At 42.6% G+C, this 13,795-nt stretch carries 10 protein-coding genes; 4 read left to right on the forward strand and 6 right to left on the reverse strand.

What is annotated here, in order from left to right; all coding sequences use genetic code 11:
* From RTS09_RS00455 to RTS09_RS00465, 3 genes are all read right to left on the reverse strand, one after another.
* Positions 1-861 (reverse strand): 16S rRNA (uracil(1498)-N(3))-methyltransferase, encoded by an 861-nt coding sequence (locus tag RTS09_RS00455; protein ID WP_312533200.1) that lies wholly within the window; start codon positions 859-861, stop codon positions 1-3.
* Between the two features lie 262 nt (positions 862-1,123).
* On the reverse strand, positions 1,124-2,491 hold the full coding sequence (bioA, locus tag RTS09_RS00460; RefSeq protein ID WP_312533202.1) for an adenosylmethionine--8-amino-7-oxononanoate transaminase: 1,368 nt from the start codon (positions 2,489-2,491) through the stop codon (positions 1,124-1,126).
* A gap of 403 nt (positions 2,492-2,894) precedes the next feature.
* Positions 2,895-4,070, reverse strand: a complete 1,176-nt coding sequence (locus tag RTS09_RS00465; protein ID WP_312533205.1) for a transcriptional regulator — start codon at positions 4,068-4,070, stop codon at positions 2,895-2,897.
* Between the two features lie 197 nt (positions 4,071-4,267).
* On the opposite strand from RTS09_RS00465, the gene exaC reads away from it, so the two are divergent.
* On the forward strand, positions 4,268-5,779 hold the full coding sequence (exaC, locus tag RTS09_RS00470) for an acetaldehyde dehydrogenase ExaC (RefSeq protein WP_076774262.1): 1,512 nt from the start codon (positions 4,268-4,270) through the stop codon (positions 5,777-5,779).
* A gap of 265 nt (positions 5,780-6,044) precedes the next feature.
* On the opposite strand, the gene lldD is transcribed toward exaC, so the two are convergent.
* From lldD to lldP, 3 genes are all read right to left on the reverse strand, one after another.
* Entirely contained in the window at positions 6,045-7,193 is a 1,149-nt protein-coding gene (gene lldD / locus RTS09_RS00475) for an FMN-dependent L-lactate dehydrogenase LldD (RefSeq protein ID WP_060994706.1), read from the reverse strand.
* A 122-nt stretch (positions 7,194-7,315) separates the two neighbouring features.
* The gene (locus RTS09_RS00480; RefSeq protein ID WP_312533214.1) at positions 7,316-8,089 is read right to left on the reverse strand and encodes an FCD domain-containing protein; all 774 of its coding nucleotides are present in this window, start codon (positions 8,087-8,089) and stop codon (positions 7,316-7,318) included.
* Between the two features lie 13 nt (positions 8,090-8,102).
* Positions 8,103-9,809 carry an L-lactate permease gene (lldP, locus tag RTS09_RS00485; RefSeq protein WP_312533217.1) on the reverse strand — a complete coding sequence of 569 codons (1,707 nt, stop codon included), beginning with the start codon at positions 9,807-9,809 and terminating at the stop codon, positions 8,103-8,105.
* Between the two features lie 490 nt (positions 9,810-10,299).
* Between lldP and mdh the strand changes: the two genes are divergently transcribed.
* The 3 genes from mdh to dld all read left to right on the forward strand — a co-directional run bounded on the left by mdh (position 10,300) and on the right by dld (position 13,646).
* Positions 10,300-11,472 carry an iron-dependent methanol dehydrogenase gene (gene mdh, locus RTS09_RS00490; protein ID WP_007116525.1) on the forward strand — a complete coding sequence of 391 codons (1,173 nt, stop codon included), beginning with the start codon at positions 10,300-10,302 and terminating at the stop codon, positions 11,470-11,472.
* Between the two features lie 133 nt (positions 11,473-11,605).
* A complete protein-coding gene (locus RTS09_RS00495; RefSeq protein WP_312533221.1) occupies positions 11,606-11,905 on the forward strand; it encodes a hypothetical protein in 300 nt (99 codons plus the stop codon).
* Positions 11,906-11,942: 37 nt separating this feature from the next.
* A complete protein-coding gene (gene dld / locus RTS09_RS00500; RefSeq protein ID WP_312533224.1) occupies positions 11,943-13,646 on the forward strand; it encodes a D-lactate dehydrogenase in 1,704 nt (567 codons plus the stop codon).
* Positions 13,647-13,795 lie beyond the last annotated feature (149 nt).

A 13,795-nucleotide genomic window follows, 5' to 3' on the forward strand; every position in this document is an offset into this window, starting at 1 on the left:
TTATTCCTGTGCAAGGGTCAAAGTTTGATGTAGCGTCAACAATGAAGACAATGCGACGACAGGGGCTGTCTCAGTTCGTAGCACACGCTCGCCAATTTGCCAAGGCATAAAATCTCGCTCGATAGCTTGCGTTATTTCTTGCTCTGAAAACCCACCTTCTGCCCCAATTAGTAACCAAAATTGGGCTAAAGTACACTGTCTAAACTGGTTTGTTATATGAGGTAGTGGGTTGGTATAGGGCGTGATGGGTTCAATATCGTTATGCTCAATGTCGTTACCTTCAATTTGATTACAAGGTGGCACTACGCCACTGTCATCAGGAGGAACGGCTAAAATTAATTTGGTCACGTTGGTAGAAGTGGGCACGCCTGCTGGCTCATCAATCCAGTCGCTAAAAGCTTTTGGTGCCAGTAAGTTTGGCACGATATTAAGCCCACATTGCTCACAAGCCGATACCGCAATCTGCTGCCAATGGGCGAGCTTTTTATCGGCTTGGTCTGCTTTTAGACGTACTTCGCCATGTTGGCTTGTGAGCAGTTGAATCGATGACACCCCAAGTTCTGTGGCTTTTTGAATGGCATAATCCATGCGCTCGCCACGGCTCATAACCAAGGCAATGTTGACAGTAAATGGTAAAGCTCGATTGATTGGATTAAAATCGTTGATGGTAACGAGCGCTTGTTTTTTAGTGACATCCGTTAAAGTGACGGTATATTCACCACCTTGACCATCAAAAAACAACGATTGCTCGCCGATACTTGCTCTTAACACTTTACACCAATGATGAAAAATATCTTCGGTCAAAGGCACAGTGCTGCCAACTTGTAGCAAATTTGGTTGGTTATAAAAAAATCTACGCATAAATCATCTAAGTAAGTTTCACGATTCAGTTAAGTTGGTTAAAATTCCTACAAAAGTTAAATATTTTTTGACGATAATCTCATGGATTATACGTTAAATATTAGCAATGTAGGCATAAGCTGTGAATTCTAATACAATTTTTTATAATACAGTAAGAATTGAACGTTTGTAACAAATCCTAACTTTTGACGATTAATTATGATAACAAACATTTATTTACAATTAATTAGTTAGTAAATTTCATGAGGTCTTAGTAAAGGTGTTAAGGCAAATCAATGGCTTGCAACGAGCCTTGGGGTATTTGGGGGATATGGTCACAAAGCTTTTGCAAACAATGATTTAATCTGCCAAAGATGTGCCCAATCTCTGCTGGGGTCGTGCAATAAGGCGGAATAAGATAAACATGGTTGCCAATCGGACGAATCATCACGCCTTGATCAAGGCATAAATTGACAAAAGCTTTGCCCAAATTTTGAGCAAAATCCAAGGTAAAAGCTGCAATCATGCCGGTTTGACGTACAAACTTTATGGGTAAATTGGCATCAACTAATTGCTGTAAGCCATCAGCCATCGCTTGGATAAGCGATTGGTTGTGTAGCAAGACATTATCGCGTTCAAACAGTTCAAGCGATGCCAAAGCCGCGCTACAAGCCAGTGGGTTGCCGGTAAAACTATGCGAATGTAAAAACCCTTTTTCCACTTTGTCATCATAAAACGCTTGATAAACATCATCGGTTGTCATGACGCAAGACATTGGCAGATAGCCTGCCGTTAGACCTTTTGACAGACAGATAAAGTCAGGGCAATAATCGTCTTGTTTATCCGCATCTGCCAAGGCTAGCATTTGCTCTACCGCAAACATAGTACCTGTACGACCAAAACCCACGGCAATCTCATCATATATCACATGGATGTGATAATGGTGCGCAAGTTTGGCAACGCCAAGCAAATAATTAGCAGAATACATCGCCATGCCAGCCGCTCCTTGTACCAAAGGTTCAAGGATAATCGCACAGATATCGCGGGATTTTTCTGCCAAGATGCGTTCTAGTGCATCCAAGCTTTTTTGCTCATGCAGCTGCGCTGGGATGGCGTCAGTATTGAAAACATGCGCGGGGGAAGGAATACGAATTTGACTGACAATCAAATCTTTATATTGCTCGCTAAACAGCGGGATATCTGTCACCGCAAGACTGCCAACGGTTTCACCGTGATAACCGTGTTCCAATGAGATAAATTTGGTTTTTTGCGTTTGCCCTGATTGCTGCCAGTACTGCAAACTCATCTTAAGCGCGACCTCCACCGCCCCTGAGCCACTGTCAGCAAAAAAAGCTTTGGTTAGTGGTTTGGGCGTGATGGCAACCAATTTTTCTGCAAGCGTCAGAATGGGCGGGTGAGTGACACTAGCGATTAAAGTATGCTCAAGCGTATCGAGCTGCTGTTTTATTTTTTCGTTGATAAAGGGATGACAATGTCCATGTAAATTGACCCACCATGAGCTAATCATATCGTAATAGGCGTTACCGTGCTGATCATATAATTGATTGCCTTGAGCTTTGACGAGGTGGAGTGGGGGATTGTTTTCAAGGGCTTGCATCTGTGTGCAAGGAAGCCATAACGCGTTATTCATAAGGGTCTCAAAATTTTTTGTCACATTGTAGCACTTTTGACCCAAGAAAAAACGCTTGAAATCGCAAGCCTTCTAATGCTATGAGCGATAATGGTAATGATAATAATACGAACGGTAATTATCACAGAATTTACGTACTATAAATTTTCGATAAAAAATACACAAACATTACCACCCGAAAGTGCATAGAGGCATGCTATGCTTTTATTTTGATAGGTCGATGGTATTTTAGAAATGCTTGCAGGCACAGGAAAAAGACATGGTAGTAAAGCGGGAAGTCAAGAATAAAACACAACCAATGGGTTGGTGAAGGTATCAGCCATATCGAAAAAGCCTTGCAACGGCTTTTTCAACGAAAAGTGCATGATTAGGGAGAAATTGATGGTTAAAGAAAAATTGATAGTTACCGATTTGACAGTACCTCTAAATGTTGGTGAATCGAGAGGTTATCTGGCATTAACTCAATCAACCTTTCTATAGCGTCGCTAGCATCGGGGCAATTTGACAAATGCATGAGTAATAAGTCAACCTGATCTGAATGATAAATGGCTTGGCTCAAGCGAGCTTCTAAACAGGTGCGCCAAGTGCATAAAAAAGGGCTTTCAGTTTTGCTAAAAAATATGCCGGTATATAATTTGATGGCGGCTTCTAAATAACCTGCATTTAATGATTGTTCAACCCGCAAAAAATCACCATCAATAGGCATTAATAAGCGGTACGGACGAGAACCCAATAAACCAGTAAGTGTATCACGTAACTGCGACATTTCAGTCTTTAGCGTACCTTGTGACACTTTACGCTCACCATAGATCGCTTGGTGTAAGGCATCTAAGCTCATGCCTTGGGGACAAAGCGCTAACACTGTCAATATCTCGACTTGCCGAGGGGTCAGCCGCAAGGTTTTGCCATTGAATATCACCCTGGGTTCATTAAATCCTTGAATATACAGATAGTGTCTTTGGCATTCATTTAAAGCGGATTGTAAAATACTGGCACAGCGTTCAGCAGCAAATATGCCAAAATTATTGTGATTTTGCCAAGTGGTCGATAAATCTAAGACGCCAATGACCTGCCTGGTATGCGGTTCAATGATAGGCGTGGCATAACAGACCCATTCATGAACCGAAGGCATATAATGTTCATTGGCAAAAACACAAGTTGATTGCTGCGTTTTTAGCGATAAAGCCAGCGCATTTGTGCCAACTTGGCTTTCCCCCCAGCATCCGCCTTCGATGAAGTTAACCGCTTCTGCCGCTTTTTGCATAGACTTGCTGGCAGTCGTCCAAATAATCGTACTACCGATATCAGCCACAGCCATCACCATGGAGGATTGCAACGTAATATGTTGTAATTGATTTTGACAATAGCCTAAGGCTTTTTTTAGATAATACGATTGATCGCTTTTGGTGGCGTTAATGGGTGCTTGTTGGCGCTCAGTTGGAATGTTAGCACTGTCAGAGCGGTGCCATGACTGAACAATACTTTGTTGGATAAGATCTGCATTATTATCGGTAAAGGTAATGTTAAAACGCCTCTTATCAATCCGATGCCTTTGCTCTAACAGTCTATTTTTATTCATATTTTAAAATATCCTAATGCACTAACCAATCCTTGGTTTTTAAAATAAGCTATCCTCAATAGTATAATGTCCATTCCTTATTGTAAAGGAGAATTAAACACCTACCTTTTACCTACCGTTTCTGTAATAATATGAATTTGTAAACCCCCAACTGCACGAAGCAGTTTATCTACCAACTGACAAAAGGAAATGTCATTATGCGTTATGCTGACCCTAATACTGACGGTGCTAAAATCAATTTTAAAGAAAAGTATGACAACTTTATTGGCGGCCAATGGGTTGCGCCTGTTAAAGGTGAGTACTTTGATAACATTTCACCCGTCAACGGCAAGCCCTTCGCCAAAGTCGCCAAATCAAGTCCAGAAGACATTGAACTTGCACTTGATGCTGCCCATACTGCTAAAACTAAGTGGAATGCGGCTTCACCCACAGAGCGCTCTAATCTATTATTAAAAATCGCAGATCGCCTTGAGCAAAATATTGAGTTATTGGCAGTAGCTGAAACATGGGAAAACGGTAAACCTATCCGTGAAACCTTGGCTGCGGATATACCACTTGCCATTGACCATTTTCGCTACTTTGCGGGTGCAATTCGCGCGCAAGAAGGCGGCGTTTCACCCATTGATGATGACACTGTCGCTTATCACTTTCATGAACCTTTAGGTGTGGTTGGACAAATCATTCCTTGGAACTTTCCAATTTTAATGGCTACCTGGAAAATAGCGCCTGCACTAGCCGCGGGTAACTGCATCGTCTTAAAACCCGCCGAACAGACGCCTGTAAGCTTATTGGTACTTGTTGAATTGATTCAAGATTTGCTACCAGCAGGCATCTTAAATATCGTGAATGGGTATGGCGAAGAGGTGGGTAGTCATTTAGCTAGAAGCCCACGCATTTCAAAAATTGCCTTTACTGGCTCAACCCCTGTCGGTCAGCTTATTATGAAGTATGCGACAGAGAATATTATTCCAGTTACTTTAGAACTAGGCGGTAAATCACCCAATATCTTCTTTGCCGATGTCATGGATAAAGAAGATGATTACCTAGAAAAAGCGCTTGAAGGTTTTACTATGTTTGCGCTCAATCAAGGTGAAATATGTACCTGTCCTTCGAGAGCCTTAGTGCATGAAAGTATCGCCGATGCCTTTTTGGCGAAAGCCGTAGAACGGGTAAAACGTATCAAAACAGGTCATCCATTGGATACGGAAACCATGATTGGTGCGCAAGCCTCTCAGGAACAACAAGACAAAATCTTAGGCTGTATTGCTACAGGTAAACAAGAAGGCGCCGAGCTTTTAACCGGTGGTAATGCAAGACATGAGGTGGGTGAAGGTTATTATATCGAGCCGACGATTTTTAAAGGCAACAATGATATGAAAATCTTCCAAGAAGAGATTTTTGGCCCAGTACTGTCTGTGACAACCTTTAAAGACTTTGATGATGCCATGCGTATTGCCAATGATACTATGTTTGGTTTAGGTGCTGGCGTGTGGGCACGTAGTGGCAATACTGCTTACCGTGCAGGGCGTGCTATTCAAGCTGGGCGAGTATGGACAAACTGTTACCACATTTATCCAGCCCATGCCGCATTTGGTGGTTACAAGAAATCAGGCATCGGGCGTGAAAACCACAAAATGATGCTAGAGCATTACCAAAATACCAAAAATTTACTGGTCAGCTATTCTGAAAAACCGATGGGCTTCTTCTAGAATTTGATAGCTCAGAAACAACAAAAACCGCTCTCATAGAGCGGTTTTTTTATCGAAAATAAAAAGTATCAATATTTAATTCATTCACCATCGCTCAATCAACCACTCACAATAAGCGGTTATTAGGCAATTAAGTTGATAGATTTTAAAGAACCAAGTGGCCCACTTAGTTTAAAAAACTTATAGTTTAGCCATAAAATCTTAGCATTTACCAAAATCAAAAATATCATGGAGACGCTAAGGTTGACTAGTCACTGTCAGTCTATCAAGTCACAGTACTAAAATCTACTAAACAGTCTCGATTGATATCTTGAATTCGGTTTGCACTGGTCAATGTCATTGCCACGCGCATTTCTTTGTCTATCAAGTTGAGTAAATTGGTTACCCCAGCCTCACCATCGGCGGCTAACGCATAGATAAACGCACGTCCTAACATACATAAATCTGCCCCCAATGCCAACATTCTCACCACATCTAAGCCATTACGGATACCCGAATCGACCAAGATTTTGATATCACCTTTAACCGCATCGGCAATTTTGGGTAGGGCAGTGGCGGTTGACATCACCCCATCAAGCTGACGCCCACCATGATTGGAAACCACGATACCATCAGCGCCAAAACGTACCGCATCTTTGGCGTCTTGTGGGTCAAGAATACCTTTGATGACCATAGCGCCATCCCAAAAGTCACGAATCCATTCTAAGTCTTTCCAAGAAATAGAGGGATCAAAGTTATTACCAAGCCAACCGATATAATCTTCTAAGCCAATTGCTTTACCAAGATATTTAGAAACATTACCCAAGTCATGGGGTCTTCCTAGCAATCCCACGTTCATTGCCCAGTGCGGATGGGTGCACGCTTGTAGATAGCGGCGCATGGCGGCATTGGGTCCACTCATGCCCGAGTGCGCATCGCGATATCTCGCCCCTGGGACAGGCATATCGACGGTAAACACCAGCGTTGAGCAGCCTGCCGCTTTGGCGCGCTCTAGCACATTTTGCATAAATTTACGGTCACGCAACACATACAGCTGAAACCACATAGGGCGATTGATTTTTGGGGTGACTTCTTCGATAGGGCAGACTGATACCGTCGACATGGTAAATGGAATGCCTTTTTTATCGGCAGCCATGGCTGCTTGGACTTCACCACGGCGAGCATACATCCCCGTCAAACCCACCGGCGAGAGTGCCACAGGCAAAGACAGCTGCTCACCAAAAATCTCAGTGGATAAATCAAGCTGCGTCATGTCTTTTAGTACCCGCTGACGTAAGGCAATACTTGATAAGTCTTCAACATTACGTTTTAGGGTGTATTCTGCATACGCGCCACCATCAATGTAGTGGAATAAAAAGGGGGGTAAACGGCGGCGAGCCGCTTCTCGGTAATCATTGGCAGAAGAAATAATCATAATATCCCTATCTTAAGTTATTAATGGTAAAAATAGCCACTGGCACTCAAAACTGTTTACACTAAAATACGTTTATAAAATGCGCCTGCATTAACAGGCATCAGTATTAAAAAGCATCTGTATTAAAAAGCATCAGTGGCCAATCGGGAAACTCGCTGTCTGCGAGCCGTTGCCTCATCAATCTTGGCAACTTGTTTTATCACAAACTCAATATGCTCACCCACGGCTTTGCGAGCTAATTCACTATCACGCGCGATAATCGCATTCATCATTGCCATGTGCTGCGTATGTAAAGTTTCAAAGCCATAATGCTCGGTGTAAATTTTTCGCCGAGCTAATACCACGTTATGTCTCATTAGGTGAAAAACATTTTTCATCATCTGCAACAATACCGCATTTTGGGAAGCTTCGGCAATCGCTAAATGAAAATTGGCATCGGCAATAGCGGCTTGTTCGGTATCGCCATGTGCCTGACTATTTGCTAACTGCTCGTAGTAAAAGCGGATTTTCTCAATGTCTTGTTTTGTAGCTCTTTTGGCAGCGTACCAGGCTGTACCGCCTTCTAGTACAATTCTTGCTTCTTGCACATCAAGTCGATACAGTGGATCAGCATCCAATAGCGGGGTTAGGGTTTGTAATATCAGATTATCAGACAGCGCTACAAGGGGTTGGCGCTGTTTGATAGTTTGCACATCTTTGACAAACGTTCCCGACCCAATACGACTTTCGGTAATACCGACACTATTCATCTGCTGTAACGCTTCACGCAGTGCGGTACGAGATACGCCTAGTCGCTCACACAAATGGCGCTCGGCAGGTAATCTATCGCCATTTTTTAGCCCTTCACGGTCTATTAGCGAAATTAATTGTTCAATGACCTGCGTTGCAACCTTCATACCTTACCCATCATTATCCTTGTGGAATCATCCAAGGCACGACATACGCTTGTAGCGTGATGAGCACGCCCATCATAATGGTAAAAATAATACTATGTTTGACGGTAAATCTGAACAAATCTGACTCTTTACCCACTAAACCTGTAGCGGCACAGGCAATGGCAATGGATTGCGGGGAAATCATTTTACCGGTCACCCCACCCGAGGTGTTTGCTGCCACTAACAACACCTCAGGCACCCCAATTTGCTGAGCAGTGGTGGCTTGAAGTGCGGCAAATAACGCATTGGCTGACGTGTCTGAGCCTGTCAAAAATACCCCTAACCAACCCAAAAATGGTGAAAAGAAGGTAAAAGCTTTGCCCGTGTGCGCCAATGCTAACGCTAATGTAGCAGACAACCCTGAATAATTGGCGATAAACGCAAATGCCAACACCATACCAATAGAATAAATCGGGGTGCGTAGTTCTTTAACGGTCTCGCCAAACGTCGCTAACGCTTCTTTAGGACGCATTTTTAGCATCACGATAGAGATAATTGCCGCGAGCACGATGGCAGTACCTGTTGCTGAGAACCAATCAAATTTATAAATGGCTGCATAGTCGGTAATTTTGGTGACGACTGGGGGCAATTTTTGTACTGCATTGTGCAAATACGGCACATTGATACTCATCACCATATCGACCAACGCCCCATCAGGATGACCATCTTTGCCTTTGATAAACAAATCTTTAAACGGCTTAATACTCCATAACGACACCATCGCTGTCAAAATGGCAAACGGCATCCAAGCTTTGATGATTTGAGCGGGCGAGTAATGGATGGTTGGCAACGGTGCTGATACGCTTGTGGTATCACCCATCTGATTTTTGCCATCGACTTGATTTTCAAAGCGGAACACATGCTTGGGCTGCCACACTTTAAATAGCAACGTCAAACTGACTAACGAGGCAATAGCAGCGGTAATATCAGGCAACTCAGGTCCAATATAATTTGAGGTCAAAAACTGCGCAATGGCAAATGACCCACCACCGACCACAATCGCTGGAAAGGTTTCACGAACCCCGCGCCACCCGTCCATAATCGCCATAATCCACACTAATACAATCGGCACAATAAAAGGCAACTGACGTCCGACCATTTGGCTGATGGCATGGGTTTCTACCCCAGATACTTGTCCTGCCACGATGATAGGAATTCCCATCGCACCAAAGGCAACAGGGGCAGTATTGACGATGAGGCAAAGTCCAGCCGCATATAAAGGCTTAAACCCTAATCCGACCAATAATGCTGCCGTGATAGCCACGGGTGCACCAAAGCCTGCTGCGCCTTCCAAAAAAGTACCAAAGGCAAACCCGACCAGTAACATCTGTAACCGTTGGTCTTCGGTCAGCGATAAAATACTGGAGCGGATAATATCAAATTGCCCTGTTTTTACCGTGACTTTGTATAAAAACACCGCCCCGATAATAATCCAGGCGATGGGCCAAAGCCCATAGAAGAATCCATAAATCGCTGATGATAATGCTAACGTCACCGGCATTTGATATAAAAATAGGGCAACAAGCAGCGCCAAAACAACGGTAATAGTGCCTGCAACACTACCTTTTAAACGAAATACCGCCAAGGCTAGAAAAAAGAAGATAATTGGGATGAGGGCAATGGCACTTGAAAGCCAAATATTACCCATGGGATCATAAATTTGTTGCCAATGTTGCATCATTATTTCCTCCGTGAAATAATTGGTATTACCAAAATAGTCGAGGTGTCTTTAATTAGTGAAATAATAAAGAATATTACACCCTAATTCAATTAAATTTCAAAAAAACAGCGATATTTATAAGGTTTTTTGTAAATTGGTAATACCAATTTTATAGTAATATGACTTTTGTGTGAACGAATACAAAAAAACCTGGTATTGAAGTGAGTAGGGATTCAAGACTTTTGCTGTATCGTTAACAGCATAAGCCATGAGGGACATAGCGCAAATAGCGTGCTTTATTTTTTCAAAATACATCAACTAGAATAATTTTTTGACTAAGGTAGGTTAATAGTAGGTAGAGAGCATTGGATGACTGAACTAAAATCAAGTCATAGTGATTTTATAAAAATATATTGGTACATCTTATCTAGTTGTAATGATGACAAAAAACTAGGCGTACGAATAAAATTACTATAGACCCCTAACATAAAAGATTAAAAGGAATTTAATCATGGCTTATAAGCAAATCTCCGATCAAACCAGTGGCTTTTTTATTCCCTGTGTATCATTATTTGGACCTGGCTGTGTCAAAGAAGTGGGCTCAAAAGCCAAAGATCTAGGTGCTAAAAAAGCGCTTATTGTAACTGACCAAGGGCTGAACAAAGCAGGTGTTCCAGACATCATCATTAAACATTTAAGCGAACAAGGTATTGATAGCTACGTATTTGCAGGCGCAGAGCCAAATCCAACTGACAAAAATGTCCACGATGGCGTCACAGCGTATCAGGATAATGGCTGTGATTTTATCATCTCATTGGGTGGTGGTTCGTCACATGACTGTGCAAAAGGGATTGGTCTAGTGACGGCAGGCGGTGGTCATATCCGTGACTATGAAGGTATTGATAAAAGTAAAGTGCCAATGACGCCATTGATTGCTATCAATACCACGGCAGGCACGGCATCAGAGATGACACGTTTTTGTATTATTACCAATACCGATACCCACGTCAAAATGGCGATTGTAGATTGGCGTTGTACCCCACTCATTGCTATTGATGACCCTCGACTGATGACTGCTAAACCTGCATCTTTAACTGCAGCAACAGGTATGGATGCGTTAACCCATGCGGTAGAGGCGTATGTATCGACTGCTGCAAATCCGATTACAGATGCTTGTGCTGAAAAAGCCATTCGAATGATTCAACAATGGCTGCGTCAAGCAGTAGCGAATGGCGAAAACATTGAAGCGCGTGAGGCTATGAGCTACGCCCAATACTTAGCAGGCATGGCGTTTAATAACGCCTCGCTAGGCTATGTACATGCAATGGCGCACCAGTTAGGTGGATTCTACAATCTGCCACATGGTGTCTGTAATGCGATTTTGTTACCGCACGTCTGTGAGTTTAACCTGATTTCAACCCCTGAGCGTTATGCAGATATTGCTGAATTTATGGGCATTGATATCAAAGGCATGACTCGGGCAGAAGCAGGTAAGGCAGGCATCAATGCAATTCGTGAGCTATCCCAATCGGTAGGTATTCCTACAGGACTTACTGAACTTGGTGTTAAACAAGAAGACCTTGCCATCATGGCAACCAATGCCCAAAACGATGCTTGTATGCTTACTAACCCACGCAAGGCAAATCATGAACAGGTCGTAGCAATCTTCGCAGCTGCTATGTAATCATTTAACATCAAACTAAGACATACTCACAGCGGTGAAAAAGGGGACTTCAATAGTCTCCTTTTACATTGAGCGCTGATACAAAGCGCATAAATTTTTGCGTAAATTGATTAAAATATAGTAGCATAAAGGGATGAAACAAAAACCCATCACTCGCTTATACCACTGCCAATACTTACGGGTAACCCAAGAAAGCTACACACTTAGCCACTACGCCAAGCCACATCTAGCACAAAATCTCGTAGTAAAAAATCTCCTAATAAAAAATCTAGTACCACAAATCAGCGATAACCGCATCTATAATCGAGCCACCGATGGTAAACGCACACTTGACCATGTTAACGCTATGCGTAGCTCTACCATCGAACACAATCCTATCTTTGATAAAACCAGACCGGTTCAACTATCAACAAGTCAATATAATCGCCAATAAAACCTCATGACTCATTTAATCAATAAGGATATTTATCATGTTAAAAAAGTATAAACCGACACTCGATAAATTAACGAAGATCGTAGGGAAGTCTTATGTACTCATCGATGAACAAGATACCCGTCATTATCGACAAGGTATACGTTTTGGTGAGGGAAAAGTGTTGGCTGTGGTATGTCCAGGTACTTTACTTGAGCAGTGGCAGGCGCTACAAACAATTATTGAGGCAGATTGTGTGGTAATTATGCAAGCTGCCAATACAGGACTGACAGGCGGCTCTACTCCTTATGGTGATGAATATGATCGTCCAGTTATTATTATGAGTACTCGGCGTCTACAAGGCATTCAAGTGATTTTAGATGGCAAACAAGTGGTGTGTTTACCTGGCGCTACTTTGGATAATCTTGAGCGTACTTTAAAACCTTATAATCGTGAACCGCATTCTGTGATTGGGTCATCATGTATTGGGGCTTCAGTTTTAGGTGGGGTCTGCAACAACTCAGGTGGCGCACTGGTACGTCGTGGACCTGCTTATACTGAAATGGCGTTGTATGCGCGTGTCAATGAATCGGGTAAGTTAGAATTGATTAATCATCTAGGTATTGATTTAGGCAACACGGCCGAAGAAATACTCACCAGACTGCAAAAACAAGACTATAAAACCAGTCAGATAACCACGCAAACCACTCAGCTGGCATCAGACAATCGTTATGCCCATGACGTTAAACAAGTCGATGCAGACAGTCCTGCTAGATTTAATGCAGATCCGACACGATTATATGAAGCATCGGGTTCAGCGGGTAAAGTCTGTGTGTTTGCGGTACGACTCGATACCTTTGAAAAAGTTGAGAGTAAGGTTTTTTATATCGGCTCAAATGACCATGATGACTTAACGGCGATACGTCGTTATTTGCTGACATCACTACCCAGCTTGCCGATTGCTGGGGAATATATTCATCGTGATGCCTTTAGTATTGGTGCAAAGTATGGCAAAGACACTTTCTTGTTTATTGAGCGTTTTGGCACGGTGAATATACCCAGAGCATTAGCACTCAAAGATCGCATCGATGGGTGGTTAGAGAAAATCAAGATACGGGGTTTGACTGATCAAATTTTACAAGCTATTACCTTTTTCTTACCTAGTCATTTACCGCAGCGCATGCTAGCGTTTCATCAGCGTTTTGAGCATCATTTGATTCTACGAGTAGATGAGCAAAGCGCAGAACAGACACAGCAGTTTTTAAATGAGTATTTTGCCGTTCATTCTACTGGCTCGTATTTTGCCTGTACGGAGGAAGAAGGTCGCAAAGCTTTCTTACACCGTTTTGCTGTTGCTGGGGCGGCGATACGATATCGTGATACCCACCGAGCAGAGGTTGAGGATATTGTGGCATTGGATATTGCGTTACGACGTAACGATAGAGAATGGGTAGAAAAAATCCCTGCAGATCTCGAACAACATATGTTGCATAAATTATATTATGGGCACTTTTTTTGTCATGTATTTCACCAAGATTACATTGTCAAAAAAGGCACTAATCCACTGGATATTGAACATCAGATGTGGCAGCTGCTAGACGAGCGTAGGGCAGAATATCCCGCAGAACACAATGTGGGTCATTTATATGTTGCTAAGCCTGCATTAGCCAATTTTTATCGAAAGCTAGATCCTACCAACACCTTTAATGTGGGGATTGGTCACACTTCAAAGTTAAAATACTGGCGCAAATCTAATGCATAACGACATTTAACTAGGTAAGCATAATTGGGTAAGCATCTGACCATCAGGGCAATGGCACTATAAAATTTTATCGAACAGTAACTGCTCAAGATAAACTGTTCCAGATAAATTGTTTAAGATAAGCGTTATCTTGCGATGCCCCAATTTTA

Origin of the sequence: Moraxella sp. CTOTU47618 (assembly GCF_032017425.1) — a bacterium.
In the GTDB taxonomy this organism is placed as follows: domain Bacteria; phylum Pseudomonadota; class Gammaproteobacteria; order Pseudomonadales; family Moraxellaceae; genus Faucicola; species Faucicola tetraodonis.

Excerpts from the sequence above, each read along its gene's own strand:
- lldD (WP_060994706.1), bottom strand. The coding sequence starts at position 7,193 with ATGATTATTTCTTCTGCCAATGATTACCGAGAAGCGGCTCGCCGCCGT.
- dld (WP_312533224.1), top strand. The coding sequence starts at position 11,943 with ATGTTAAAAAAGTATAAACCGACACTCGATAAATTAACGAAGATCGTA.
- bioA (WP_312533202.1), bottom strand. The coding sequence starts at position 2,491 with ATGAATAACGCGTTATGGCTTCCTTGCACACAGATGCAAGCCCTTGAA.
- mdh (WP_007116525.1), top strand. The coding sequence starts at position 10,300 with ATGGCTTATAAGCAAATCTCCGATCAAACCAGTGGCTTTTTTATTCCC.
- RTS09_RS00495 (WP_312533221.1), top strand. The coding sequence starts at position 11,606 with ATGAAACAAAAACCCATCACTCGCTTATACCACTGCCAATACTTACGG.
- exaC (WP_076774262.1), top strand. The coding sequence starts at position 4,268 with ATGCGTTATGCTGACCCTAATACTGACGGTGCTAAAATCAATTTTAAA.
- RTS09_RS00455 (WP_312533200.1), bottom strand. The coding sequence starts at position 861 with ATGCGTAGATTTTTTTATAACCAACCAAATTTGCTACAAGTTGGCAGC.
- RTS09_RS00465 (WP_312533205.1), bottom strand. The coding sequence starts at position 4,070 with ATGAATAAAAATAGACTGTTAGAGCAAAGGCATCGGATTGATAAGAGG.
- RTS09_RS00480 (WP_312533214.1), bottom strand. The coding sequence starts at position 8,089 with ATGAAGGTTGCAACGCAGGTCATTGAACAATTAATTTCGCTAATAGAC.
- lldP (WP_312533217.1), bottom strand. The coding sequence starts at position 9,809 with ATGATGCAACATTGGCAACAAATTTATGATCCCATGGGTAATATTTGG.